The organism is Rhodococcus sp. PD04 (assembly GCF_035918275.1).
Lineage (GTDB): Bacteria > Actinomycetota > Actinomycetes > Mycobacteriales > Mycobacteriaceae > Rhodococcus > Rhodococcus rhodochrous.
Genome location: NZ_CP142143.1, coordinates 4,212,500 through 4,237,386, shown reverse-complemented (window position 1 = coordinate 4,237,386; position 24,887 = coordinate 4,212,500). Strand labels below are relative to the sequence as shown.

Genomic DNA, 24,887 nt, shown 5'->3' with positions numbered 1-24,887 from the left:
GACCATCCCTGGCGCGGGCTACCTCGTCCCGGACGACACACCCACGGAGCTGACGGCGTCCATCATGCGATGTCCAGCGACGTTGTCTGGTGACTAGCGGCTGGCCGCCGATGGCGGAAAGGGCTCGGTGGTGATTGTAGAAGTGCAGCCAGCCGGGCAGGGCAGCGTTGCGGCGCGCGGTTGATTCGTAAAAGCGTGCGTAGGCCCACCCGTCGGCCAGAGTGCGGACGTCCGCCGCGTCATGCTGCTCGATGGTCCGGCCATCGACGGCCTTCTCGATTTCCAGGGCCAGCGCCAGATCGACGGCGTTGCGGACCGCGGGCCGGGTCATTGTGATCACGCACAGCAGGCCGTCCCACTCGACGGTCAACGGGCTTGCGCCGGCGGGAGCGGCGTCGCGAAGCGCGCGGACCGTGGCCGCGGGTTCCGTCGTCCCGATGATCGGGATCTCGACCAACCTGATCGGGGCTCCGAGCAGGGTCCTCGTCGCCGCCTCGCCGCACCAGTTCGCAATCGGTGGTGCGCGTCAGCGCCCGCGGGCCGTCGGCGGTCAGCGCGCTGATGACCAGGGCATCCGGCGAGGCGTAGGCCTCGATTGTCGCCTACCCAATGAAGTCGGCCAGCGCAGCGCGCTGGCGGGGCCGGCGCACCCGCATCCCTACCTCGACCTGCGGGAAGCGGCAGATCGGCGGAGTCGTGGAGTAGACCGCCGAGCGCGTGCGTGGTCGATCGAGCCGACTTTTGGAGAACGCGTTGCCCCGTCACCCCTTGCAGTCGTCGTTGGACGAACTGGTCTCGTACCTCTCGGACGCACAGAACCCTCGAGAGCATCCATCAGAAGAATGCGCCCCTGACGGCCCCGCGCGTCAGCCAGGGGAGCAAACTGGTGCCGGAGCGCCGCCCGCCAACCAGCGCTCACTCAACCGCGCTGTCGTCGTCGCCGCGGTCGGAGCCACTGAAGCGTTCTTCGAGGACCTGGCGCTGGCCGCGGTCGCCGCTGACCCGAGCCTCGCACCACCAACAGACTGGTACACGATTGACGGTGCCCACGGAATGGTCCAGACCCCAGTCCCTACCACGTCGCCAGAATGCTGTGGGACTCTGTACCGGTACGACCCCCGCCCCGATTGAGACATCGTCGTCGCGACAAGCCCATCTGAAACCAACGGGATCGGCAGCGACGGGAGCGGCAGCAACTGGCGTTGGCGTGTCCCCTGTGAGTAGGTCCGGGTTGTTCTAGAGTCCTGATTGGGGACTGCTGCACGATCCGGTGACAGATTCGGTCACGCAGCCTGTGTGGCTGGTGTGGTCATGATGGTCTCGAACTCGACAGGCGTCAATCTGCCGAGCCGGAGCTGACGTCGCCGGCGGTGATAGGTCCGCTCGATCCAAGTCACGATCGCGATGCGCAACTGCTCGCGTGTGGCCCATCTCTGCCGGTCGAGGACGTTCTTCTGGAGCAGCGCAAAGAACGATTCCATCGCGGCATTGTCGCCGGCCGCACCCACCCGACCCATCGATCCGACCAGGTCGTGGCGGGCGAGGGCGCGGACAAATTTCCGGCTGCGAAATTGCGATCCACGGTCGGAATGAACCACACATCCGGCAACCGAGTCCCGCCGTGCCACTGCCGATTCGAGGGCCGTGACAGCCAGACGGGATTTCATCCGATCGCTGATCGAGTAGCCGACGATCCGGTTCGAGTACACGTCCTTGACCGCACACAGGTAGAGCTTGCCTTCCTCGGTTCTGTGTTCGGTGATATCGGTGAGCCACAAAGTGTTTGGAGCATCCGCGGTGAAGACGCGGCCGACGAGATCATCGTGCACCGGCGGCCCGGAGCGGCCCTTCTTCGAGCCACGTTTCTTGCCGAACACACTCCACCACCTGTTGGTCGAACAGATCCGCCACGCCGTGCGGTCCGACATCGACTCGCCCGCATCGCGGGCTTCGTCGGCGAGGAACCGGTAGCCGAACTCCGGGTCCTCGCGGTGGGCGTCGAACAGGGCGTTCGCCCGGTACGCCTCCTCGAGTTCGGCGTCGGTGACCGGGTCGGCGAGCCACCGGTAGTACGGCTGGCGCGCGATCCCCAGAACCCGGCACACCCGCCGCGACGGGAATCCCGCCGGCGGCCAGCTCGCGGACGAGCGGTGGGGGCACCTCCCGCGTGCGGGGGAACATCATTTTCCCGGAAGATTCGCCTGTGATAGATACGCCGCGGCCCGCCGCAGCACTTCGTTCTCCTGCTCAAGCAACCGGATCCGCTTTCTCAGCTCGCGGTTCTCTCTGGACTCCTCGTTCGTCGTCCCTGGCTTGGTGCCGTCCTCGACGTCGGCATTCCTGAGCCAGTTGGTCAGGCAGGATTCGCTGATGCCGAAGTCGGCGGCGATCTGCCGCAGGTGCTGACCTGGTTCGCGGTTGCGGGCCACGCGGACGACGTCGTCGCGGAACTCTTTCGGATAGGGCTTGGGCACGGGGTCCATCCTTCCAGCAGTGCCTCACGGCACCACAGTTCAGATGTCACCTATCCGTGCAGCAGTCCCCATCGCCGACGACGGATTGAGGGCGTGAGCATGCAGACGAGCAGTGCGCGGGAACGTTTCTCCCGGGGCGTGGCCGTGGTGACCGGCGCCGCCGCCGGCATCGGTGAAGGTCTGGCACGGCATCTCTCCTCCCTGGGAATGACGGTCGTCGTCTCGGATATCGACGGCGATCGAGCGGCGAAGGTCGCCGACGAGATCGTCGCTGCAGGGGGCAAGGCGGAACCGTATGCCGTCGACGTCGCCGACCCCGACGCTGTCGAAACGATGGCGAGCGAGGTCTTCGATCGTCACGGCAGCGTCGAACTCCTGGTGAACAATGCCGGCGTCGAGTCGGCCGGCCTGCTGTGGGAGATCGACCGCGAGCGGTGGCAACGGCTGATGCAGATCAACGTCGATGGTGTCTTCTACTGCCTGCAATCGTTCGTCCCGCGGATGATCGCAGCGGGAACTCCCTCGTGCATCGCCAATCTGTCGTCGGTCGGTGGACTGAATGCCGTTGCGGTGCAATCCCCGTACATCGTGAGCAAGCATGCGGTGCTCGCGATGACGGAGTGTCTGCACCAGGACCTGGCCATCGTCGGTGCACCGATCCAGGTGAGTGCGGTGATCCCGCATTCGATTCGGAGCGAGATCTTCCTGTCGGCGCAGCGTGAGGCACCCACGGACAACCCGACGGCGAACGCAGTGTTCGCGGCCATGCAACGCGACAACGTCGAGAAGGGACTCGATCCGCTCGTCGCCGCCGAGCACATGGTCGAGCAGATCGCGCGCGGCGAGTTCTGGATCCACTCCGATGACGACCTGTGCATGGCCGCAATGCATCGACGCGCACAGCAGCTTCTCGATCATGCGTCACCGGCCGATCCTCACACCATGCTCACGCGCATGGGTATCACCGTCGAGCACGGTGCATGATGAGGGATTCGTGTCCGATTCCCGCGTGATGGGACGTTTCGTAGAACGATGGGCATTTCGAACCTTAGGATGGAACATGGCCGAAAACAGCTGGAGCAGAGAAGAACTCGAGAACGCGTACCAGAACTGGCACGCCACGGTGAATCGTGCGGGGTCGGGGGAGGGAAGCTGGCGGGATTTCCTCGAACTGTTCACCGAGGATGTCGTCTACCACGAGCAGATGGCCGGCGTACTCGAAGGGAGAGAAGGTATCTGGAAATGGGCAGAGCCGAGCCTCGCCCAATTTCCCGGCTCACACACGGTCTCCTTCCCCGAACACTTCCATGTGATCGACGAAACCAATGGCACGATCGTGGCCAAGCTCGACAATGTGATGAGCGATCCCGGTGATGGCACGGTGTGGGGAGCGCCCCATGTCAGCATCTTGACCTACGCCGGGAACGGCAGGTTCTCCCGGCAGGAGGACATCTACGACGTCACGAGTTTTCTCGACCTGATCAAGGGATGGGGCCGACGTGCGATGGAACTGGGCACGTTCGACGCCACCCAGCGCGCCTGGTTCGCACAGGTCTACCCCGAGACCGTCCCATCGTCGGTGACCGACCGATGAGTGGCGGAGGCGGGAGCGCGACCGGGCCGGTACAGGACATCACGCTCGGCACCGTCAGCGCCCTCGTCGCCGCCTGGTGGTTCCACTACGACGAATGGAATCCCGTCGCACTTCGAGCGCTGATGGCCGACGACATCGTCTTCAGTTGCGCGAGCGACACAGGCGAAACCGACTGCGAGGACTTCATCCGCGTCGACGTGCGTGGCGCCGCCAATGTGATGGCATGGAAGGACGATCATCGACGCAACAGTCCTTATCCGCTGCGCCACAACGGCACCAACGTGTTCGTCACCGGTGTCGAGGACGACGAGGTCGAGTTCTCGTCCTACATCTTCGTCACCAAGATCGTCGACGGTAGGCCGTTCAACCTGTCCAGTGGCATCGTGCGCGGCAGCATCCGCGCCACCGAAGCGGGACCGGTCTTCAGTGCCGTTCACGTCGTTCTCGATACCCAGGACTCGGTGAGATACGCCGATCACTTCGCAGAGGTGTCTCCGCGAGTTCTCTGATCCGAACCGCCGCCACAGCGATCGGAACCTCCCCAGCCCGTACGAGACGTCGACGAAACGAGAACACATGTCGCTCTCACCGGAAGCGCAGCGCGTGGTCGATGCATCTGCAGCACGCATGGCGAAGCCCATGCACGAGACGCCTGTGGAGGATCTGCGTGCCGCTCTCGCTGCGCACGCGATTCCGGCAACGACACCCATTCATCATCGACAGGACAGCGTCGTGCCCTCGGCCGGTGGTGGCGTTCCCGTGCGCATCTACCGGCCGCCCGACGACCCGGGGTTGCCGGTGGTGCAGTGGATGCACAGTGGAGGCTTCGCCGTCGGAAATCTCGATCAGAACGAGGAGTACCTGCGGAAGCTGAGCATCGCATCGCAGGCCGTCATCGTCTCAGTGGACTACCGGTTGGCGCCGGAACACCCGTGTCCTGCCGCGCTCGACGATTGCCGGAGTGTGTGGGAATGGATCACTTCTGTGCCGGATGAACTTCGGTCCGTCGACGTGACACGAGTGGTCATCGCAGGCGAGAGTGCCGGTGGCACTCTGACCTTCGCATTGGCCCAGCAACTCCGAGAGGCCGGTCGTCCGCTTCCTCTCGCGCAGATCTCCCTGTACGGGACGGCGGTGATGGAGGTGACCAACCCCGAGTACGCCACGGCTCTGCTGTCCCCGGAGGATTGTCACAGGTTCTGGGGCATGTACGTGCCGGATCCCACCGACCGGCGTTCCCTGCAGGCATCTCCGGGCCTCGCCGGCGACCTGGTCGGCCTGCCGCCCGCCTTCGTCGCCACCGCCGAAGTGGACCCCACGCGCGACGGCACCGAGGAGTACGCGCGGCGTATGCAGGAATCCGGTGTGCCGGTCGAATTACGGCGGTACGACGGGACGATGCACGGTTTCGCGACCATGACAGCCGTGCTACCTGCTGCGGAAGAGTTGTTCCACAGGATCGTCGCCTATCTCTCCGACGTCTTCGCCTCGCCGAAGTGATCGACGATCGGAGACCGATCGTCCGAGCCTCGTGTTCTCCCGGTGATCGGGATCACGCATGTTACGACCCCCGGAGCTGCCATACCGTCCGGAAGACAACGATGTGAAGGAGACAGTCGATGGCCAAGACCCCTGTACCGGCCGTGACCACAGCCCGCGATACGACCGTGGACCTGCTCGTGATCGGGTCCGGTACCGGCATGGCCGCTGCGCTCACCGCGCACGAGGCGGGCCTGTCCGCTCTCATCGTGGAGAAGTCGGCCTACGTCGGCGGATCGACCGCCCGTTCCGGCGGTGCATTCTGGGTGCCGGCCAATCCGGTACTCACCGCGGCGGGAAGCGGCGACACCATCGAGCGCGGCCACACCTACGTGCGGACGGTCGTCGACGGCACGGCGCCGGTCGAGCGGGGCGAGGCCTTCGTCGACAACGGTGTCGCCACCATCGAGATGCTCCAGCGCACCACCCCCATGAAGCTGTTCTGGGCCGAGGGCTACTCCGACTATCACCCCGAACTGGCGGGTGGTTCGGCGGTCGGCCGCAGCTGCGAGTGCCTGCCCCTCGACCTGTCGGTCCTCGGTGAGGAGCGCGGTCGACTGCGTCCGGGCCTCATGGAGGCGAGCCTGCCGATGCCCACCACCGGTGCCGACTACAAGTGGATGAACCTCATGCTGCGCGTGCCGCACAAGGGTTTTCCGCGCATCTTCAAGCGGCTCGCCCAGGGTGTCGCCGGTCTCGCCGTCAAGCGTGAATATGTCGCGGGTGGACAGGCGATCGCCGCCGGTCTGTTCGCGGGTGTGCTGAAGGCCGGTGTCCCGGTGTGGACCGAGACGTCGCTGGTGCGTCTGCTCACCGACGGGGACCGTGTCACCGGTGCCGTCGTCGAGCAGAACGGACGTGAGGTGACGGTGACCGCGCGTCGCGGGGTGGTGCTCGCCGCCGGCGGTTTCGACCACGACATGGAGATGCGGCGCAAGTTCCAGTCCGAGCGTCTGCTCGACCACGAGAGCCTGGGAGCGGAGACCAACACCGGCGACGCGATCAAGGCGGCCCAGGAGGTCGGTGCAGATCTCGCCCTCATGGACCAGGCCTGGTGGTTCCCTGCCGTCGCGCCGACCCGCACGGGAAAGCCGCCGATGGTCATGCTCGCCGAGCGGTCGCTGCCGGGTTCGTTCATCGTCGACCAGACGGGCCGCCGGTTCACCAACGAGTCGTCGGACTACATGTCGTTCGGACAGTTGGTGCTCGAACGTGAGCGTGCCGGCGATCCGATCGAGTCGATGTGGATCGTCTTCGACCAGAAGTACCGCAACAGCTACGTCTTCGCGGCCGGGGTGTTCCCGCGTCAACCGCTCCCGGAAGCCTGGTACGAGGCGGGCATCGCCCACCGTGGCACCACCGCTGCGGAACTCGCGGCGTCGATGGGCGTGCCGGTGGACACCTTCGCCGCGACGTTCGACAGGTTCAACGAGGACGCGGCGGCGGGAACGGATTCCGAGTTCGGACGCGGCGGCAGTGCCTACGACCGCTACTACGGTGACCCGACCGTCCAGCCGAACCCGAACCTGCGGCCCCTCACGCACGGCCCGCTCTACGCGGTGAAGATGACGCTGAGCGATCTCGGCACGTGCGGTGGCGTGCGCGCCGACGAGCGGGCGCGGGTCCTCCGCGAGGACGGCAGCCCCATCGCCGGTCTCTACGCTATCGGCAACACCGCGGCCAACGCGTTCGGCCACCGCTATCCCGGTGCCGGCGCCACGATCGGCCAGGGCCTGGTCTTCGGGTACATCGCGGCACGCGACGCAGCATCGTCGGACGCACCGGTCGCCTGACCGGACGATCCGAGAGGTATGGAGGGTATGTGACGATCACGAACGGGGACGTACGTCTCCTCCCTACCGTGCTGTCCCTCTGGGAGTCCGGACCCCGTCCCGAAGGTGGCCGGGTGGACGAAGTGGACATCGTGTTCTTCGCGCCACCCACCACCGACGCGCTGACCTGCCGGGCCCGTGACGACCGCGACGAGGCGTCCGGCCGGCTCGACCGGACACTCGGATACGTCGATGAGATCGGGCGGGTCGTCGCCGAGGTCTTCGTGTCCGGATCGGCGCGTCCGGACGGTGAGCACGGTGTGCCCACCCCGTACGCCGACGAACTGCTGCATTCGGTTGTCGAACGGTTCGACCTCGCCGATGTGCGGCGGCTCCGGATGCGCTTCTACGAGCACTCCGCGGGTCCCGGATCACCGACCTGGTCGGTGACCGTGTTGCAGCGTTACCGCACCGATCACGAGAACGTCGAGGACGTCGCGCTCGTCGGCACGGACTCGTCCGGGTCGGTCGTCGCCCGTGCCTGGGTGACCGCGGCCGCTTCGTAGAGCGCCGGCCGGTGCGCCGGGGCACTCAGTACGGGTCGTAGCGGATGTTCTCGACCGGGGTACCGGTCTCGATCAGCCGCTGAGCGGTGGTGCGCACCATGGCCGCCGGGCCGCACACGAGCACCTGGTGGTCGCCGAACGCACCGTAGGACGTGACGACCTCGTCGACGCTGCCCTCGAGCAGTTCGTCGGGGTCGGGTCCGAACTCGTCGATGCGCGGGGCGATGCGGTCGAACCAGGGGTCGGGGATGTCGGGGATCTCGAGGGTCTCCACGACCGGCACCACCGTCAGCCACGGCAGCGCCTCCGACAGGAGCATGAGCATGTCGGCGGCGTACAGGTCGCGCGGGTTGCGGGCGCCCGTGAACAGGAAGGTACGAGGCGGATCCGGTCGGCGCGCCGCGTCGAGGATCAACGACCGCAGCGGTGCGAGGCCCGTTCCGCCGGCCACCATGATGACGATGCGGCCGGTGTCGTCGATGTGGAGGTCGCCGCCGCGGGCCGCGCCGATCTGCCATACGTCGCCCGGCTGTGTCTCGGCGACGATCGCACCGCTCACCCAGCCGCCCGGGACCGTGCGCACGTGGAACTCGAGCTTGCCGTCCAGCGACGGCGGCAACGCGGGGGAGAGGCGACGCGGCAGCGTGGGACGTTGCGGCACGGCCACGTCGACGTACTGCCCGGGACGGAAATCGACGATCGCGTCGTCGCATTCGAGACGCACGACGGCGAGGTCGTGCCGGAGCCGATGATGTTCGACGACGGTGGCGGTGACTGCCGTCTCGGTCTCGCTCGGTGACGGCGTGGCCGACTGCATGCGTGATCCCCCGGTGGTGTGCTGTGGCGTGCCCAAGACTCTAGGCGAGAGTTCGCCGAAAAGGCAGAGTGGAACGTGTTTCAGTTTTCGGCCCGGAGCGGTTATCGTGACCAACGGCAGGTGATGGTCACCACAGCGGAGAACGCCGACCGGTGACGTCACACAACGGACCGTCACAGCACACCGGAAGGACGACCATGCCCGAGGAGTACGCCGACCTCTACCGCCCCGCGTTCACGCCCGATCTCCTCATCACCGCGCTCGACCGCAGCGCCGACCGGCCCGCCCTGCACCTCGGTGACGTCGTCCTCACCGGAGCCGAGATGCGCGCCGCCATCAGCCGGTTCCAGCAGGCGCTCGCGTCCGTCGGGGTCGGACAGGGATCGGCGGTGGCGATGTTGTCCAAGAACCGGCCCGAGGTCCTCATCTCGATGGGTGCCACGATGGTCGCCGGCTGCCGCAACACGGCCCTGAACCCGATGGGCTCGCTCTCCGACCACCTGTACATCTCGACCGACGCCGAGATCGAGACCCTGATCTTCGATCCCCGCCACTTCGAGGACCGCGCCGCAGAGCTGCGCGAGCAGGTACCGACCCTCGAGAACCTGTTCTCCCTCGGTCCGTCCTCGGTGGGCACCGACATCCTCGCCCTGTCCGAGGAGTTCACCGAGCAGCGACTCGTGTCCGCGCCCGTCGACATCGAGGACACCTCGTCCATCGTCTACACCGGCGGCACCACCGGGAAGCCGAAAGGTGTCATGGGCTCGTTCCGTTCGGGTGCGGCCCTGAACCAGATCCAGATGGCCGAGTGGCAGTGGCCCGAGCAGCCGCGCTTCCTCGTGTGCACCCCGCTCTCGCACGCCGGTGCGGCGTTCTTCGTCCCCACGCTCCTGCGCGGTGGATGTCTCTACGTGCTGCCCCATTTCGATCCCGCGCTCGTGCTCGAAGCGATCGAGAAGCACCGCATCAACGCGACCATGCTCGTGCCGACGATGATCTACATGCTGCTCGACCATCCCGATTTCGACAGCCGCGACCTGTCGAGTCTCGAGACCCTGTTCTACGGTGCGTCGGCCATGTCGCCGTCCCGCCTGCGCGAGGGGATCGAACGGCTCGGCCCGGTCTTCTTCCAGTTCTACGGCCAGTCCGAATGCGGCATGACAATCTCGGTGCTGCGCAAGGAGGAACACCTCCCCGACGATCCGAGCCGTCTCGCGTCGTGTGGGCGCCCCGTGCCGTGGCTCGACGTCCGCCTGCTCGACGACGACCTGAACGAGGTGCCGCAGGGCGAACTCGGCGAGATCTGTGTGCGCGGCCCGCTCGTGATGAAGGGCTATCTGAACAAGCCGGAGGAGACCGCCGAGGCGTTGCGCGGCGGATGGCTGCACACCGGCGACGTCGCGCGCGCCGACAAGAACGGCTTCATGACGATCGTCGACCGCAAGAAGGACATGATCGTCACCGGCGGCTTCAACGTCTTCCCCCGCGAGATCGAGGACGTCATCTCGTCGCATCCGGCGGTCGCGTCCGTGGCCGTCGTCGGTGTGCCCGATGCCAAGTGGGGCGAGGCCGTCAAGGCGTGTGTCGTGTTGCGCGACGGCCAGTCGGTGCCCGCCGAGGAGCTGATCGAGAAGGTGCGTGCCGCAAAAGGTTCGGTGCACGCCCCCAAGTCGGTCGACTTCCTCGACTCGCTGCCGCTGACGCCGCTGGGCAAGCTCGACAAGAAGACGCTGCGGGCGTCCTACCGCTGACCCTCCTCTGTGACAGCCGGTCCCGGCAGCCGTCCGTGGTTGCCGGGACCAGCTGTGTCGGAAGAATTCGTGGATCCGGATGTGCCGGTATCCGGCCTCACCACTGGTGCGCGACGTCCAGCACCACCCGTGAACCACTACCGGGACCGTCGAGGGTGAACACCCGGAAGGGCAACCGGGCCCGTACTCCGACCCCGAGGGTGGTCTGGCCCTCGAAACTGTTGGCCCACGCCACCTGTCGCAGAGTGCGATACCCGCTTACGTCGACGACCTCGTGCCGGTTCGCCGGTGCGTAGTAGGCGGGCGCGAGGACGACCACCTGGAGATACGCGCCGCCGCGCAGTGGGATCTCGAATCCCGATCCGTCCTCGTGGACGGTGGGGACGTAGCCGACGCGGTAACCCGCGGCCGGCCCGGCGAGATCGACGACGATCCGGTCGAAGCACTCGTGCCGTCCCGCCCGTACGGCGGTGAACGGTGAGGTGACCATCGTCGGGTTCACCTTGTCGAGTGAATCCCAGTGGATGCCGCAATAGGGCGTTGCGGCCGACGCGGTCGGGCCCGTCAGCCCGATCCCCGCGATGACGACGATCATCGCGAGCCACACGTGAATCCTGCTCATGTCCGTTCCTCTGTGTGTGGCTGATGATGGATCATCGCAAGAACTGTGATCTGCGTTACATACCGCTGTTCTGTTCCGCTGCCGCAGGGTGGGACTCGTGCCACGACAACGCCGGCGCCCGTCCGAAAGATCGTGCGCGCTTTCGGGAACGAGCGCACGGAGGGATTCTCTGTACGGACCGACCCGACGAGTACCGCTCAGGTGCGGCCGGTCTTTCACCGCCCGGGTCGTGCTGACATACTCCCTCGCATGGTGAACGGGGACGCCCAGCGGGTCGAGGTGCGGTTGGCAGTCGAATATCCGGGCTCGGGAGCGACGAGCACGCTCGGGGACGGTTCGATGCGACCGATCGACCCCATTCCCCCGATCTGCCCGCGCCACGGTGAGCCCGAGACCGGTCGTGTCCGGGTGACGGTCGCGGCCGACGCCTCGGAGCCCCGCCAGGGATCGAACCGGTTCGGTTCGGCGCTCGAGGCCGCCTACACGGTGCAGGTCGCCGCGGTGGACTGGCCCGTGTGCGCTCGCTGCGTCGCCGTCCGCACGCGGTGGCAGATCGCCGCCGCCGCGACCTGTACGGTCCTCGGCGTCATCTTCCTCGCCCTGGTGTTCGCGCTCGTGCAGGGCGCTCCCAAGATCTACGGTCTCGCGCTGCTCAGTGTCTTCGGCCTGTCGTTCCTCCCGATCTACGTCGCCCTGCGGGTGCTCGAGCCGACGCGGGCGTCGCTGGGAATGTCGGTGGCGGAGGACGGTTCGGAACTCGTCATCTCGCAGGCGCATCCGGAGTTCGCGCGGGCGGTCGCGGCGCAGCGGATGTAGCCACCGGAGCGGAACGTTCTCGCAACACGGAGGCTGCGCAAGCAGATCAGAGCGGGTCGAAGCTGATGTTCTGACGCGGGGTGCCCGCCGCCGACAGCGCGTACAGCGTCGTGCGGATCATCGATGGCGACCCGGCGATCTGGATCTGACGGTCGGCCCACGTGCCGAACTGCCCGGCGACCTTACCGAGCTTGCCGTACATCGGCCGGTTGAGGCCGGTGGGCGTTTCCTTCACGGGAACTGGGTGCCACCAAGGGTTCTCCTTCTCCTCGAGCACGGGCACGATGGTCAGCCACGGGTTGGTCGTGGCGATCTGCCACAGCGTCTCGAGGTCGTAGAGGTCGCACGGATACTTGCCGCCGTAGAACAGGTGGACGCGCGGGTTGTCACCGCGCATCGCCATCTCCATGATCTGGGCGCGCATGGGGGCGAGGCCGGTGCCGGACGCGATCATCAGCACGTCCCGGCCGCTCTCGCGGTCGACGTGCAGGCCGCCGAGCGGTGGGCCGATCGTCCACCGGTCGCCGACGGCGGTCTCGCCGACGAGCGCGGGGCTCACCCACCCGGTGGAGACCCGTCGGACATGGAATTCGATCTGCCCGTACGGATTCGGGGGGATCGCCGCAGACAGGTACCGCCACATGTGCGGGCGCTGCGGGATCTGCACGCTCATGTACTGGCCCGCGTAGTAGGGGATCGGGCTGTCGGCCTCGAGCCGGATGATCGCCAGGTCGGGGAGCACGCGTTCGTGGCCGACGACGGTGGCGCCCCAGGAGGCGGGCAGGTCGTCGGTGGCCGCGGCGGTCGCCATCGTCTCGACGACCCCGTCGACGACCTCGGCCCAGGTGCGCTCGAGCGCGGCCGTCCACAGGATCAGGGGAGTGCACTCGCGGACCGCGGCGAGCAGCGCATTGCCGGCGACCCGGTAGTGCAGCGGCTCGACCCCGTACTTCCGGTGGTCGCGCGCGAGCTGGCCGAGGAATTTCTCGACGGTGCCCGGTTCGTGGAGACGGGCGACGACCCAGCCGACCGCGGTCGCGAAACGCTGTCGCATGGACTCCATGCCGGCGGGGAACAGTGATCGGATGCCCGTGGACTCGCTCCACAGGGCGTTGTAGAACGCCGTCGCGAACCGTTCGGCTCCGGTGGGGGTGGCGATGATCGATGCGAAGCTCAGCTGAACCCGGGCGATGGCGAAAGCCTCCACGCCATCCTCCCTGTATCCGTGCTGCGCGAACGCCGTCACTGTAGTCGTTCGCAGGGCGCCCGGCCACCGACCACGGGGTCCATCACAACCTGCGAGCGGTTTGTGATCAGCGTCACTACAATTAGGAAAGTTGAGTGGAACAAACTCAACTTACGATCCGTTGAAGAATTCGACATCACCGAGACCTGCCCTCCACAGGGAATCGGCTGCAGAATCGACATGGGGCACTCGCCTGCGCGGGAGTGCACCGAGAAAGAAAGGGGCGCGCAGTGGACTCGTTCAATCCGACGACCAAGACCCAGGCCGCACTCACCGCTGCACTTCAGTCGGCGTCCGCTGCGGGCAACCCGGAGATCCGTCCGGCACACCTGCTCGTGGCACTGCTCGACCAGATCGACGGCATCGCCGGCCCGCTGCTCGAAGCAGTGGGCGTCGACCCGGCCGCGGTCCGCAGGGAAGCCGAGGACCTGGTCCGTCGCCTTCCGCAGACCAGCGGTGCGACCACCACGCCGCAGCTCGGGCGTGAAGCGATCGCGGCCATGACCGCGGCGCAGAAACTCGCCACCGAACTCACCGACGAATTCGTCTCCACCGAACACGTCCTCGTCGGTCTCGCCGGTGGCGACTCCGACGTCGCGAAGCTGCTCGCCGGGCACGGCGCGACGCCGACCGCCCTGCGCGACGCCTTCACGACCGTCCGCGGCAACCGACGCGTGACCTCCGCCGACCCCGAGGCCAGCTACCAGGCCCTGGAGAAGTACTCCACCGATCTGACGGCGCGGGCGCGCGAAGGCAAGCTCGACCCGGTCATCGGTCGCGACAATGAGATCCGCCGTGTCGTCCAGGTGCTCTCCCGCAGGACCAAGAACAACCCGGTCCTCATCGGTGAGCCGGGCGTCGGTAAGACCGCCATCGTCGAGGGCCTCGCCCAGCGCATCGTCGCCGGGGACGTGCCCGAGTCGCTGCGCGGCAAGACCGTCATCTCGCTCGACCTCGGCTCGATGGTCGCGGGCGCGAAGTACCGCGGCGAGTTCGAGGAACGCCTCAAGGCCGTGCTCGACGAGATCAAGGAATCGGCCGGGCAGATCATCACTTTCATCGACGAGCTCCACACCATCGTCGGCGCCGGCGCGACCGGCGACTCGGCGATGGACGCCGGCAACATGATCAAGCCGATGCTCGCCCGCGGTGAGCTGCGGCTGGTCGGTGCCACGACCCTCGACGAGTACCGCAAGTACATCGAGAAGGACGCGGCTCTCGAACGTCGCTTCCAGCAGGTCCTCGTCGGGGAGCCGAGTGTCGAGGACACCGTCGGAATCCTGCGTGGCCTCAAGGAGCGCTACGAGGTACACCACGGTGTGCGCATCACCGACTCCGCACTCGTCGCGGCGGCGACACTGTCCGACCGGTACATCACCTCGCGTTTCCTGCCCGACAAGGCCATCGACCTCGTCGACGAAGCGGCCTCGCGTCTGCGGATGGAGATCGACTCGCGTCCCGAGGAGATCGACAGCGTCGAACGCATCGTCCGTCGCCTCGAGATCGAGGAGATGGCGTTGCAGAAGGAGAGCGACGAGGCCTCGAAGGAACGTCTCGAGAAGCTGCGCGCCGAACTCGCCGACGAGCGGGAGAAGCTCAACCAGCTCACCACGCGCTGGCAGAACGAGAAGACCGCGATCGACTCCGTGCGGGAGATCAAGGAACAGCTCGAATCCCTGCGCGGCGAGGAGGAGCGAGCCGAACGCGACGGCGACCTCGGCAAGGCCGCCGAGCTGCGCTACGGCCGCATCCCCGAGCTGGAGAAGAAGCTCGAGGCGGCAGCCGCCGCGTCGGGTGCCACCGCCGGTGGCGACCTGATGCTCAAGGAGGAGGTCGGCCCGGACGACGTCGCCGACGTCGTCGCGGCATGGACCGGCATCCCCGCCGGGCGCATGCTCGAGGGCGAGACCGCCAAGCTGCTGCGGATGGAGGACGAACTGCGCAAGCGGGTCGTCGGCCAGGACGTCGCGGTGCAGGCCGTCTCCGACGCGGTGCGTCGTGCGCGTGCCGGTGTCGCCGACCCTAACCGTCCGACGGGGTCGTTCCTGTTCCTCGGCCCGACCGGTGTCGGTAAGACGGAGCTGGCGAAGGCACTCGCGGACTTCCTGTTCGACGACGAACGCGCCATGGTGCGGATCGACATGTCCGAGTACAGCGAGAAGCACTCGGTGGCACGGCTCGTCGGTGCGCCTCCGGGCTACGTCGGCTACGAGGCCGGCGGCCAGCTGACCGAGGCCGTGCGGCGCCGCCCCTACACGGTGGTGCTGTTCGACGAGGTCGAGAAGGCACACCCGGACGTCTTCGACACGCTGTTGCAGGTGCTCGACGACGGTCGTCTCACCGACGGCCAGGGACGCACGGTCGACTTCCGCAACACCATCCTGATCCTCACGTCGAACCTCGGTGCGGGTGGCGACAAGGAACAGGTGATGGCGGCGGTGCGGGCGGCGTTCAAGCCGGAGTTCATCAACCGGCTCGACGACGTCGTGATCTTCGACCCGCTCTCGGAGGAGCAGCTCGAGAAGATCGTCGACATCCAGCTCGACCAGTTCGCCGACCGCATGTCGGCGCGGCGACTGACGCTGGACGTCTCCGGTACCGCCCGGTTCTGGCTGGCGGTGCGCGGCTACGACCCGCAGTACGGTGCACGTCCGTTGCGTCGCCTGATCCAGCAATCCGTCGGCGACCAGCTCGCCAAGAAGCTGCTCGCCGGTGAGATCAAGGACGGCGACACCGTCCACGTGGGCGTCAGCGAGGACGGCGACCACCTGGTGATCAGCGCCTGACGGCGCCCCGTGCGCGGCCTCGGCGGCAGGAGCCGCCGGGGCCGCGCACGCCTACTCTGGAAGGCGCTATGACGAATCCCCAGGAGCCGCGCACCCCGCAGGAACGGGCCTACGCACTCGACGAGTCGTCGAACGGGACGGACGACGACGCGACCCGCGTGCTGCACACCGACGACCCGACCGAGGCGTACGGGCGGCCGGTCACCGACCCGACGGTCGCGTACACCCGCTACGAGCAGTGGGGCGCGCAGGGGAGCGAGTACCAGCCCACGCAGGCCTACCCCGCGCCCCAGGTCCATCCGTCTCAGCAGCCGTATCCTCCCCAGCCGGGCTACCCGCCCCCGCACGGCTATCAGCCCACGCAGGTGCTCCCCGGTTACGACCCCCGCAATCCGCAGACGGCGATGAACCCGGGACCGGGCACACCGGGGCAGGGGATACCGGGGCAGCCACCGACGGGCCCGGTGCCCGGCGCGGATGCCGGGAAGCCACGCGGCCCTCGCTGGGGACTGATCGCGCTCGCCGCGGTGGTCCTCATCGCGCTCGGCGGCACCATCGGGTTCCTGCTCAGCCGACCCGACGACTCCACCTCGCGGGTCGCGTCGGATCGCGCCCCGGCCACCGTCGCGCCCCCGCCGACGGCGACTCTCCCGCCGGCACCCGAACCGACCACACCGGGGCTGCCCCTCGACCGGATCCCGGGCGGACTCGGCGAGGTCATGGGCGACGCGGGCGCGGTCGTGGGCACGATCACCGCGAACGACGGCGGCAGCATCACCCTCGGTGTCATCGGTGGTTCGACGGTCACCGTCGTCCTCACGCCCGACACCGAGATCATCACCCTGACCGGCAACACCGCCGACAGCCTCGAGGTCGGCGCGACCGCCGTGGCGACCGGCAGCGCCGTCGAGCAGGGGCGGATGACCGCCCAGACCGTCGTCAGCGCGTCCCTCCCGTCCTTCGGTGGTTCGGGCCGCTGACCCGCTAGGCTGACTCGACGATGACTGTCATGTGGTTCTCTCTGGCCGCGGTCGCACTGCTGGGTGCGGTCGCGCTGCTCTACGTCGACCGGACGCGGCGGGAGCAGTCGGGTCGTATCCGGGAGATCTGGGCCAAGGCGCAGGGTTACAAGTACACCTCCGCCGAGGACCACCTGCCGTCCACCTGGCACCGCGCGGCGCTCGCCAAGCAGGAATATCTCGGCGCGATCGACATCGTCCGCGGGGTTCGCCGCGGCGAGGAGTTCGTCCTGTTCGACATCGAGGAGACCGCGACGATCATCGCGGTCCGCCGCAAGGTCGGCTCCGACGTCGACATCGACCTGCGCCTCAAGTCGACGCCGCCGCCGAAGGATCCCGACATGAACCTGCTCGGTTCGATCGGGCCGCGCATCGTCTTCGCCACCGACCTCGAGATCGCGCGTCGCGTGTGCGATCAGCGGATGGTCGCGTTCACCGAATCCATCCCCGATCACGTGCAGATGCTGTGGAGCGAGGGCGAGTGGACGCTCGGCTCGATCCCCATCGGCAGCACCGGACGCGAATGGGACTCGGCCATCGAGACCGTCGCGCGGCTGTCCGGCATCCTCCACGTGCTGCCACCCGTTGTCGAACCCGAGGAACTCGACCGGGGTTCGCAGGATCCGGGACGCCCCTCCGCTCGTCACTGAGGCGAACGCCGAGAATTGTCACTGAGGCGAACGCCGAGAATTGTCACTGAGGCGAACGCCGAGAAGCAGTCACTGCGGGGAACGCCGAGAGGTGGTCGCGCACGCCGCGTGTCGTTAGTGTGGCGGCCATGACTTCCGCCCGCCCCGTCGCGCTCGTGACCGGACCCACCTCGGGAATCGGCGCGGGTTTCGCCCGCACCCTCGCGAGTCGCGGTTACGACCTCGTGCTCGTCGCCCGCACCCGTCCCGCCCTCGACGAACTCGCCGCCGAGCTGAAGCAGAAGTTCGGGGCGGCATCGGAGATCATCGTCGCCGACCTGGCGACGGCCGACGGTCGCGATCTCGTCGTCGAGCGCCTCGGCCGCGGCGTCGACATGCTCGTCAACAACGCCGGCTTCGGCACGACCGGCGAGTTCTGGACCGCCGATCCGGCCCTGTTGCACGCGCAGCTCGATGTCAACGTCACCTCGGTCGTCGCGTTCACACGCGCCGCGCTCCCGTCGATGATCGAGGCGGGCAGGGGTGACATCGTCAATGTCGCGAGCGTGGCCGGTCTGCTTCCCGGGCGCGGTTCCACCTACTCCGGCAGCAAGGCCTACGTCGTGTCGTTCACCGAAGGACTGGCGGGCGGTCTCACCGGCACGGGCGTGCGGGTGCAGGCACTGTGCCCCGGCTTCGTGCGCACCGAGTTCCACCAGCGTGCCGGGATCGACATGTCGTCCACCCCGAACCTGATGTGGCTCGACGTCGACGAGGTGGTGCGCACCTCGCTCGCCGACCTGGACAAGGGCAAGGTCCGCAGCATCCCCGGGCTGCAGTACAAGGTGCTCGCGACGGCGGGACGACTGGTGCCGCAGAACCTCGTGCGGAAGCTGACGAACACCTTCGGCAACGGTCGCGGCCGCACCTGATCGTCGCCGGACGAACTGACGGCGGGCGTTGCCAGATCACGGTACGGATACACCGCGCAGGACACGCCGGGTGCAGTCTTCGACGCGATCCGTGCGCTCGGTACATTTCTGCGCGTGACGTCTGTGGCTGTGGTGCTCTGTGTTGCTGTCGTGGTTGCGGTGGTGCTGTGGTTGCGCGCAGGCGTGCGCCGCCTTCGGACGCTGCAGCAACGCCACCGGGAGAGCCTGCGCCTGCTCCTCCACGAACTCGACGACCGCTACGATCTCGTGCCCGCGCTCATCGCGGCGTCGGCCGGTGCCGGCGTCGAACGTGAGCACATCCGGCCCGTCGTCGGCGCCCGGTCGCTCGCCATCGGCGTGCGCGACCAGCGTCTCGGGCTCACCGAACGCGCCGGCGCGGAGAACGCGCTGTCCGCGACGCTGCACGAGCTGATCGGTGGACTCGAAGGGGTCAACCACTGGCCGTTCATCCGGGTCGCCCGGGAACTGCAGACCCGCGAACAGCGCATCGCCGGCGCCGTCCGCGTGCACAACGACCTCGGCGGCGCCCTGAACACCGCCGTCGGCCGATTCCCCACCTCGTTGTTCGCGAAGCTCGCGGCCGTCGGCCCGGTCGTGCTGTTCGAGGCGCCCGCACCCGTCACCGCATCCGGACCGGCCCGCAGGCCCGAGACCGTCGAGGCGGACACCGAAACCGCGGTCGTCGCGAGCGACGTCCGGCCGGAGTCCGAGGCGACCTCCGACACCGTCGCTGCCTGATCTGCGACCCACAGCGACTAGGCTCGTTCCCCGACACGAGCGCGACCGCACCGGCGTCGCGCCGCCGAACGACGGGTGAGGACGCAATGAGTGACCGCGACGAACTGGCAGCACTGGTACGCGAGCTGGCGGTGGTACACGGCCGCGTGACCCTGTCGTCCGGTAAGGAAGCCGACTACTACGTCGACCTGCGCCGCGCGACCCTGCACCACGAGGCCGGCCCGCTCATCGGCAAGCTGCTGCGCGAGCTCGTCTCCGACTGGGACTTCGACGCCGTCGGCGGCCTGACCATGGGTGCCGACCCGGTCGCCCTCGCCGTCATGCACGCCCCCGGCCGGCCCATCGACGCGTTCGTCGTCCGCAAGGCCGCCAAGGCCCACGGCATGCAGCGGCAGATCGAGGGACCGGACGTCACCGGCAAGCGCGTGCTCGTCGTCGAGGACACCACCACCACCGGCAACTCGCCGCTCACCGCCGTCAAGGCGCTGCGCGAGGCCGGCGCGATCGTCGTGGGTGTCGCGACCGTCGTCGACCGCGCGACCGGCGCCGACGAGGTCATCGCCGCCGAGGGCGTCGAGTACCGTTCCCTGCTCGGCCTCGCCGACCTGGGTCTGGACGACAAGTAGCCGCGTGGAGGCGCGGGTCCGGCAGACCGTCACGCATCTCGCGGATGGCCGGGAGCTGATCTACTTCGACGACACCGAGCCGTTCGTCTCCGGTGCCGCGACCCGCGACCTCCACGACCGCCGCGACCTGCCGCCGGTCGCGGCGACCTCCGAGATGCGCCGCGACCCGCTGACGGGGGAGTGGGTCACCTTCGCGGCGCACCGGATGGACCGCACCTTCCTGCCGTCGGCCGTCGACTGCCCGCTGTGTCCGAGCAGGGCCGGTGCGTGCACCGAGATCCCGGCCGACGACTACGACGTCGTTGTCTTCGAGAACCGTTTCCCGTCGCTCGGGGCGCCGTCGGCCGGTGAGGATCTCGTCGACGGCGACGGTCTGTGGCCGCGGCGACCGGCGACCGGCCGCTGCGAGGTCGTCGCGTTCACCCCCGACCACGACGCCCGGTTCGCCGACCTCTCGGCGTCCCGGGCGCGCACCGTCATCGATGCGCTCGCCGCCCGCACCGCCGCGCTGTCGCAGCGACCTGATGTCGAGCAGGTCTTCTGCTTCGAGAACCGCGGCGTGGAAATCGGTGTGACACTGCAGCATCCGCACGGACAGATCTACGCCTACCCGTTCGTCCCACCGCGCTCGCAGGCCCTGCTCGACCGCGCCCGCGAGCATCGCCGGCGGACCGGCAGGTCGCTGCAGGGCGACATCCTGGACGCCGAACGACGCGCGGGCACCCGACTCGTGTTCGCCGGCGACGCCTGGTCGGCCTATGTTCCCGCCGCGGCACGCTGGCCCGTCGAGGTGCACCTCGTCCCGCATCGCGAGGTCCCTGATCTCGCGGCCCTCGACGAACACGAACGCGACGAACTCGCCGGCATCCAGCGCGACCTGCTCGGCCGTGTCGACCGGTTCTTTCCCGGTGTCGACCGCGCTCCCTACATCGCCGCCTGGCACCAGGCGCCGGTCGGTGCACCCCGCGGGGACGTGCGATTGTTCTGCCAGATCTTCTCGTTGCGGCGGGCCCCGGACAAGCTGAAATATCTCGCCGGATCCGAATCCGCGATGGGCGCGTGGATCAGCGACACCACCCCCGAACGGATCGCCGAACGCCTGCGCGAGGTGGCGCCATGACACTCGCGGAGACCGCCCGCGCACGGTTCACGGCCGAGTTCGGCACCGACCCCGAGGGCTGCTGGTGCGCGCCCGGGCGCGTCAATCTCATCGGCGAGCACGTCGACTACGCCGGAGGTCTGTGCCTGCCGATGGCGATCCCGCAGGTCACCGTCGTCGCTGTACGCCGCCGCTCCGATCATCTGCTGCGCGTGCGCAGTTCCGGTTTCGACGACGTCGATCTCGATCTGCGCGACCGGCACGCCGACGGCTGGGTGGCCTACGTCGCCGGCGTGATCTGGACGCTCGACCCGCCGGGATTCACCGGGGCGGACATCGCGGTCGCGTCGGACGTGCCGGTCGGAGCGGGACTCTCGTCGTCCGCGGCACTCGAGACATCGGTTGCGGTGGCACTCGCCGACCTGTGCGGGCTGCCCCTCGACGACGACGGCCGTGATCGACTCGCCGCGGCGTGCGTGCGCGCGGAGAACGACTACGCCGGTGCTCCCACCGGTGGGCTCGACCAGCGGATCGCCCTCCACGCCCGTCCGGGCCACGCGCTGCTCCTCGACTTCGCCGACGGCAGCAGCGAACACATCCCGTTCGACGCGGAAGCCCGAGGACTGACCGTGCTGGTCGTCGACACCGGCACCGGACACGAGCTCGCCGACGGGCAGTACGGGCAGCGCCGCCGTGAGGTCGAGGACGCCACTCGACTCCTCGGCGTGGAGAGCCTGCGCGACGCCTCGTCGGCGGACCCGATCGACGATCCCGTCCTGCGTCGCCGCGCCCGGCACGTGATCGGCGAGATCGCCCGGGTCCGGGAGGCCGCGGAGTTGTTGCGGGCAGGGCGGATCCGGGATCTCGGACCATTGCTCGATGCGTCGCACCGCTCGTTGCGCGACGACTTCGAGGTCAGCTGCCTCGAGCTCGACACCGCCGTCGATGCGGCCGTCGGCGCCGGTGCACTCGGTGCCCGGATGGTGGGCGGCGGTTTCGGCGGGTCGGCGATCGCGCTGTGCGAGGACGACCGCGTCGACCCGGTGCGGCAGGCCGTCGCCGATGCCGCTGCGCGTCGCGGCCTTCCGGCGCCGACCTTCCTGCGCGCCACGGCGTCCGGCGGTGCGCGCCGCTGCTGATGCCTGCCGGGTACTGTGCGCGCATGGGTTGGTTCAGTCGCAAGAGGTGGGGCGTCGAGCACGCGGTGTTCGCGGCGGCATCGGCTGCCACGGTCGTCGGTGGGGTGTCGGGTAACGAGAAGCTGCAGCGGATCGCCAAACCGCTCATCGCACCGGCGCTCGCCGTGCGGGTGCTGCGTCGCTCCCGTGACACCGATCGCGCCGATACCGCGCTGATGGTCGCGGGTCTCGCAGCCGCCACCCTCGGCGACATCGCCATGATCCGCTCCGACGAGGACCGTCGGATCCTGAGCGGTGCAGCCTGTTTCGGTGTCATGCAGACCGCCTACTCGAGCATCCTCGTCCGGCGTGGTGCGCGGGTGTCGAAGCCGGTCGCGGTGCAGCGTGCCGGTGCGCTGGCCGGTGCGGCCGGTCTGCTCGCCGCCCGCAGCCGCTCGGTGGCCGCGCCGCTGGCCGGATACGGTGCCCTGCTCGCCACCACCGCGACGCTCGCCGGAGATCCCGCCCTCGCGCCCGCTGCGCGCGTGCGCGCGGGGCTGGCCGTGCCGGACACCGATCGGCGCAGTTGGCTCGGTCTCGGTGGTCTGATCTTCACGCTGTCCGACGGATCGATCGTGGTGCGCCGCACCCTGCTGAAGGACGAGAAGTCCCGTGCGGCAGCGGAAGGATTCGTGCTGACCACCTACGCCGTGGCCCAGCTGCTGCTCGTGGAAGGGCTTCTCGCTCTCACGAGCCGGAAGGGTTAGGGGTAGAGGACGATCCGGTCGCGGTCGAGGGGGTCCACCCAGATGCTCACGACCTCGCCGGCGACGTAGCGGTGCAGGTCGCGGCGGTCGACCTCGTAGACGACCGTGCCGCGATAGGGCTCCGAGCCGGGCACCGTGAGCTCGAGGTCGAGCCGGGTCAGTTGACCGGTCGAGGTCAGATCGAGCGGTGTCGCGGAACGGATGGTCGCCCATCCCTCGTAGCCCTCGCGTTCGATGCGACGCATGACCTCCGATCGGCGACCCGCGAGCGCCATCGACAGGCCGAGCACGGTGCCGTACAGGCAGACGAGGAAGACCACCTGGAAACCCTCGGTGCCGGGTTCGGAGATCGGCAGGAACAGGTTCATCCACAACGCGAGAACGACGACATATCCCACGGTGACGAACGCGACGGTGGCGACGATACGACGATTCACAACTCCTCCGATTCCAGCCTATCCCCGCTCTACCCCGTCGGCTCCCGCCCGCGATTAGGGTGATGCCATGTCTGCTCCCAGCGTGGTGATCACCGGAGCCGCCGCCGGTATCGGCCGCTCCACAGCCCTGCTCTTCGCCCGTCACGGTTACCGCGTCGGTGCCTTCGACATCGACACCGCCGGGCTCGCGAGCCTCGCCGAGGAGGGCGCCTCGATCACCGCGGGACGGATCGTCACCGGTGCCCTCGACGTCACCGACACCGCCGCGTGGACCCGCGTGCTCGAGGAATTCTGCACCGACGGCCGCCTCGACGTCCTCGTCAACAACGCCGGGCTGCTGTCCTCCGGACCGTTCGAGGAGATCCCGGTGAGCCGCCATCGCCGGATCGTCGAGGTCAACGTCACCGGTGTCCTCCTCGGCTGCCATGCGGCCTTCCCGTACCTCCGCGACACCCCCGGTGCGCAGATCGTCAACATGTGCTCGGCATCGGCGCTCTACGGACAGCCCGAGCTCGCCACCTACAGCGCCACCAAGTTCGCGGTGCGCGGCCTGACCGAAGCACTCGAACTCGAGTGGGCACGCCACGACATCAAGGTCCAGGCGATGTGGCCGCTGTTCGTCGACACGAACATGGTCGACGGGATGGACATCGGCTCGCGACGCTCCCTGGGCGTGAACCTCGGCGCCGACGACGTCGCCCGCGCGGTGTTCGACGCGACCCGCCCCACCCGGCGTTCGGGCCGGGTGCACCGGCCCGTCGGACGGCAGGCAACCGTGCTCGCCACACTCGCCCAGGTGTCGCCCGGATGGATGAATCGCCTGGTCAACCGGCGCCTGACCGGCCACTGACACCGCTCGATAGAGTGACACCCGCACGTCGTCGGGAAGGGTGTTGCGTGAGAATTCGGATGTGGCCGGTCGCAGTCGTCGCGGGTGCGGCACTGTTCGTCGCAGGATGCGGAGGCTCCGCGGACGGGCCGGAAGCCGACTCCGGAGCGACGTCGACGACGACCTCGGCGACTGCCTCGACGACCTCCTCCACGACGGTCGCCCCGAGTACCACCGAGGAGACGACCCCGTCGACGACCGAACCGGCTCCCGAGCCGGAGACCTCCACGGAGGAACCTGCTCCGCTCGCGCAGGTCGAGTACCAGCGCAACGAGTCGTACTACTTCAGCAGCCCCGACGGCACCTTCGAATGCGGCATCGTCCGGCTGCCCACCCGCACCGAGGCGGGCTGTGAGGGACCGACCGATCCGATCCCGCCGCGCCCCGAGGACTGCATGGTCAACTGGGGACTCGGCATCCGCGTGCAGGACTCCGGTGAAGGGGAGTTCGTGTGCTCCGGCGGACCGGTCTACCTCTCGCCCGACGGGGCGAGCCCCGCGCTGCCGCCCGGATCGCCGCTGTCACAGCTCGGTTACACGTGCGCCACCACCGCAGCCGACGTGACCTGCACCAACGACGCCACCGGTCACGGTTTCCGCGTCGCGGCAGGATCGAACGAGACGTTCTGA

24 protein-coding genes and 2 pseudogenes are annotated in these 24,887 nt (G+C 68.3%); 19 read left to right on the top strand and 7 right to left on the bottom strand.

Annotation, left to right across the window (positions count from 1 at the left end):
- Positions 1-64: 64 nt before the first annotated feature.
- The 3 genes and pseudogenes from U9J23_RS19435 to U9J23_RS27765 all read right to left on the bottom strand — a co-directional run.
- A pseudogene (locus tag U9J23_RS19435) lies at positions 65-226 on the bottom strand (IS481 family transposase); the annotation flags it as partial.
- Between the two features lie 1,057 nt (positions 227-1,283).
- Positions 1,284-2,108 (bottom strand): annotated as a pseudogene (locus U9J23_RS19430) (IS3 family transposase); the annotation flags it as partial.
- Positions 2,109-2,180: 72 nt separating this feature from the next.
- A complete protein-coding gene (locus U9J23_RS27765; protein ID WP_006552189.1) occupies positions 2,181-2,474 on the bottom strand; it encodes a transposase in 294 nt (97 codons plus the stop codon).
- A 99-nt stretch (positions 2,475-2,573) separates the two neighbouring features.
- On the opposite strand from U9J23_RS27765, the gene U9J23_RS19425 reads away from it, so the two are divergent.
- The 6 genes from U9J23_RS19425 (at position 2,574) to U9J23_RS19400 (ending at position 7,945) form a co-directional block, all read left to right on the top strand.
- Positions 2,574-3,458, top strand: coding sequence for an SDR family NAD(P)-dependent oxidoreductase (locus tag U9J23_RS19425; protein ID WP_106201673.1), 885 nt, complete (start codon positions 2,574-2,576; stop codon positions 3,456-3,458).
- Between the two features lie 76 nt (positions 3,459-3,534).
- On the top strand, positions 3,535-4,068 hold the full coding sequence (locus U9J23_RS19420) for a nuclear transport factor 2 family protein (protein WP_145707778.1): 534 nt from the start codon (positions 3,535-3,537) through the stop codon (positions 4,066-4,068).
- Positions 4,065-4,577: a hypothetical protein gene (locus U9J23_RS19415; protein WP_272269176.1), complete on the top strand. Its 513-nt coding sequence runs from the start codon at positions 4,065-4,067 to the stop codon at positions 4,575-4,577. The genes U9J23_RS19420 and U9J23_RS19415 overlap by 4 nt, the downstream gene beginning before the upstream one ends.
- Before the next feature lie 67 nt (positions 4,578-4,644).
- A complete protein-coding gene (locus tag U9J23_RS19410; RefSeq protein ID WP_272269175.1) occupies positions 4,645-5,568 on the top strand; it encodes an alpha/beta hydrolase in 924 nt (307 codons plus the stop codon).
- Between the two features lie 119 nt (positions 5,569-5,687).
- Positions 5,688-7,400: a 3-ketosteroid-delta-1-dehydrogenase gene (locus U9J23_RS19405; RefSeq protein ID WP_145707772.1), complete on the top strand. Its 1,713-nt coding sequence runs from the start codon at positions 5,688-5,690 to the stop codon at positions 7,398-7,400.
- A 113-nt stretch (positions 7,401-7,513) separates the two neighbouring features.
- Positions 7,514-7,945, top strand: coding sequence for a hypothetical protein (locus U9J23_RS19400; RefSeq protein WP_261379195.1), 432 nt, complete (start codon positions 7,514-7,516; stop codon positions 7,943-7,945).
- Between the two features lie 25 nt (positions 7,946-7,970).
- Here the strand turns inward: U9J23_RS19400 and U9J23_RS19395 are convergent, their stop codons facing one another.
- The gene (locus U9J23_RS19395) at positions 7,971-8,762 is read right to left on the bottom strand and encodes an FAD-binding oxidoreductase (protein ID WP_194699407.1); all 792 of its coding nucleotides are present in this window, start codon (positions 8,760-8,762) and stop codon (positions 7,971-7,973) included.
- Between the two features lie 197 nt (positions 8,763-8,959).
- On the opposite strand from U9J23_RS19395, the gene U9J23_RS19390 reads away from it, so the two are divergent.
- Positions 8,960-10,513: an AMP-binding protein gene (locus tag U9J23_RS19390; RefSeq protein WP_085469070.1), complete on the top strand. Its 1,554-nt coding sequence runs from the start codon at positions 8,960-8,962 to the stop codon at positions 10,511-10,513.
- 97 nt (positions 10,514-10,610) lie between these two features.
- Here U9J23_RS19390 and U9J23_RS19385 read toward each other — a convergent pair whose 3' ends face one another.
- Positions 10,611-11,135, bottom strand: coding sequence for an AMIN-like domain-containing (lipo)protein (locus U9J23_RS19385; RefSeq protein WP_228525647.1), 525 nt, complete (start codon positions 11,133-11,135; stop codon positions 10,611-10,613).
- Positions 11,136-11,384: 249 nt separating this feature from the next.
- On the opposite strand from U9J23_RS19385, the gene U9J23_RS19380 reads away from it, so the two are divergent.
- Positions 11,385-11,951, top strand: coding sequence for a hypothetical protein (locus tag U9J23_RS19380; protein ID WP_085469068.1), 567 nt, complete (start codon positions 11,385-11,387; stop codon positions 11,949-11,951).
- A 46-nt stretch (positions 11,952-11,997) separates the two neighbouring features.
- On the opposite strand, the gene U9J23_RS19375 is transcribed toward U9J23_RS19380, so the two are convergent.
- A complete protein-coding gene (locus U9J23_RS19375) occupies positions 11,998-13,158 on the bottom strand; it encodes an FAD-binding oxidoreductase (RefSeq protein ID WP_085469174.1) in 1,161 nt (386 codons plus the stop codon).
- A 269-nt stretch (positions 13,159-13,427) separates the two neighbouring features.
- Here U9J23_RS19375 and clpB point away from each other — a divergent pair, with 269 nt between their 5' ends.
- The 9 genes from clpB (at position 13,428) to U9J23_RS19330 (ending at position 22,932) form a co-directional block, all read left to right on the top strand.
- A complete protein-coding gene (clpB, locus tag U9J23_RS19370) occupies positions 13,428-15,983 on the top strand; it encodes an ATP-dependent chaperone ClpB (protein WP_085469067.1) in 2,556 nt (851 codons plus the stop codon).
- 68 nt (positions 15,984-16,051) lie between these two features.
- The gene (locus U9J23_RS19365; RefSeq protein WP_059384648.1) at positions 16,052-16,963 is read left to right on the top strand and encodes a hypothetical protein; all 912 of its coding nucleotides are present in this window, start codon (positions 16,052-16,054) and stop codon (positions 16,961-16,963) included.
- Positions 16,964-16,992: 29 nt separating this feature from the next.
- Complete coding sequence (locus tag U9J23_RS19360; protein WP_016691486.1) at positions 16,993-17,652, top strand: hypothetical protein; 660 nt, start codon at positions 16,993-16,995, stop codon at positions 17,650-17,652.
- Positions 17,653-17,780: 128 nt separating this feature from the next.
- Complete coding sequence (locus U9J23_RS19355) at positions 17,781-18,563, top strand: SDR family NAD(P)-dependent oxidoreductase (protein ID WP_059384647.1); 783 nt, start codon at positions 17,781-17,783, stop codon at positions 18,561-18,563.
- 159 nt (positions 18,564-18,722) lie between these two features.
- Entirely contained in the window at positions 18,723-19,322 is a 600-nt protein-coding gene (locus U9J23_RS19350; protein WP_059384646.1) for a LemA family protein, read from the top strand.
- 86 nt (positions 19,323-19,408) lie between these two features.
- Positions 19,409-19,948 (top strand): orotate phosphoribosyltransferase, encoded by a 540-nt coding sequence (gene pyrE, locus U9J23_RS19345; RefSeq protein WP_059384645.1) that lies wholly within the window; start codon positions 19,409-19,411, stop codon positions 19,946-19,948.
- Between the two features lie 4 nt (positions 19,949-19,952).
- A complete protein-coding gene (gene galT, locus U9J23_RS19340) occupies positions 19,953-21,068 on the top strand; it encodes a galactose-1-phosphate uridylyltransferase (protein ID WP_085469065.1) in 1,116 nt (371 codons plus the stop codon).
- Positions 21,065-22,186, top strand: coding sequence for a galactokinase (gene galK / locus U9J23_RS19335; protein ID WP_230823314.1), 1,122 nt, complete (start codon positions 21,065-21,067; stop codon positions 22,184-22,186). The genes galT and galK overlap by 4 nt, the downstream gene beginning before the upstream one ends.
- A 23-nt stretch (positions 22,187-22,209) precedes the next feature.
- Positions 22,210-22,932, top strand: a complete 723-nt coding sequence (locus U9J23_RS19330) for a lysoplasmalogenase family protein (protein WP_059384642.1) — start codon at positions 22,210-22,212, stop codon at positions 22,930-22,932.
- On the opposite strand, the gene U9J23_RS19325 is transcribed toward U9J23_RS19330, so the two are convergent.
- Entirely contained in the window at positions 22,929-23,369 is a 441-nt protein-coding gene (locus tag U9J23_RS19325; protein WP_059384641.1) for a hypothetical protein, read from the bottom strand. The genes U9J23_RS19330 and U9J23_RS19325 overlap by 4 nt on opposite strands.
- A gap of 67 nt (positions 23,370-23,436) precedes the next feature.
- On the opposite strand from U9J23_RS19325, the gene U9J23_RS19320 reads away from it, so the two are divergent.
- Both U9J23_RS19320 and U9J23_RS19315 read left to right on the top strand, forming a co-directional pair.
- Complete coding sequence (locus U9J23_RS19320) at positions 23,437-24,219, top strand: SDR family oxidoreductase (protein ID WP_085469063.1); 783 nt, start codon at positions 23,437-23,439, stop codon at positions 24,217-24,219.
- Between the two features lie 59 nt (positions 24,220-24,278).
- Positions 24,279-24,887: a hypothetical protein gene (locus U9J23_RS19315; RefSeq protein WP_059384639.1), complete on the top strand. Its 609-nt coding sequence runs from the start codon at positions 24,279-24,281 to the stop codon at positions 24,885-24,887.

Bases quoted from the DNA above. Each gene is read 5' to 3' on its own strand.
- U9J23_RS19425 (WP_106201673.1), top strand. From the start codon at position 2,574: ATGCAGACGAGCAGTGCGCGGGAACGTTTCTCCCGGGGCGTGGCCGTG.
- U9J23_RS19420 (WP_145707778.1), top strand. From the start codon at position 3,535: ATGGCCGAAAACAGCTGGAGCAGAGAAGAACTCGAGAACGCGTACCAG.
- U9J23_RS19415 (WP_272269176.1), top strand. From the start codon at position 4,065: ATGAGTGGCGGAGGCGGGAGCGCGACCGGGCCGGTACAGGACATCACG.
- U9J23_RS19410 (WP_272269175.1), top strand. From the start codon at position 4,645: ATGTCGCTCTCACCGGAAGCGCAGCGCGTGGTCGATGCATCTGCAGCA.
- U9J23_RS19405 (WP_145707772.1), top strand. From the start codon at position 5,688: ATGGCCAAGACCCCTGTACCGGCCGTGACCACAGCCCGCGATACGACC.
- U9J23_RS19395 (WP_194699407.1), bottom strand. From the start codon at position 8,762: ATGCAGTCGGCCACGCCGTCACCGAGCGAGACCGAGACGGCAGTCACC.
- U9J23_RS19390 (WP_085469070.1), top strand. From the start codon at position 8,960: ATGCCCGAGGAGTACGCCGACCTCTACCGCCCCGCGTTCACGCCCGAT.
- U9J23_RS19385 (WP_228525647.1), bottom strand. From the start codon at position 11,135: ATGAGCAGGATTCACGTGTGGCTCGCGATGATCGTCGTCATCGCGGGG.
- U9J23_RS19380 (WP_085469068.1), top strand. From the start codon at position 11,385: ATGGTGAACGGGGACGCCCAGCGGGTCGAGGTGCGGTTGGCAGTCGAA.
- U9J23_RS19365 (WP_059384648.1), top strand. From the start codon at position 16,052: ATGACGAATCCCCAGGAGCCGCGCACCCCGCAGGAACGGGCCTACGCA.
- U9J23_RS19360 (WP_016691486.1), top strand. From the start codon at position 16,993: ATGTGGTTCTCTCTGGCCGCGGTCGCACTGCTGGGTGCGGTCGCGCTG.
- U9J23_RS19355 (WP_059384647.1), top strand. From the start codon at position 17,781: ATGACTTCCGCCCGCCCCGTCGCGCTCGTGACCGGACCCACCTCGGGA.
- pyrE (WP_059384645.1), top strand. From the start codon at position 19,409: ATGAGTGACCGCGACGAACTGGCAGCACTGGTACGCGAGCTGGCGGTG.
- galK (WP_230823314.1), top strand. From the start codon at position 21,065: ATGACACTCGCGGAGACCGCCCGCGCACGGTTCACGGCCGAGTTCGGC.
- U9J23_RS19330 (WP_059384642.1), top strand. From the start codon at position 22,210: ATGGGTTGGTTCAGTCGCAAGAGGTGGGGCGTCGAGCACGCGGTGTTC.
- U9J23_RS19320 (WP_085469063.1), top strand. From the start codon at position 23,437: ATGTCTGCTCCCAGCGTGGTGATCACCGGAGCCGCCGCCGGTATCGGC.
- U9J23_RS19315 (WP_059384639.1), top strand. From the start codon at position 24,279: ATGTGGCCGGTCGCAGTCGTCGCGGGTGCGGCACTGTTCGTCGCAGGA.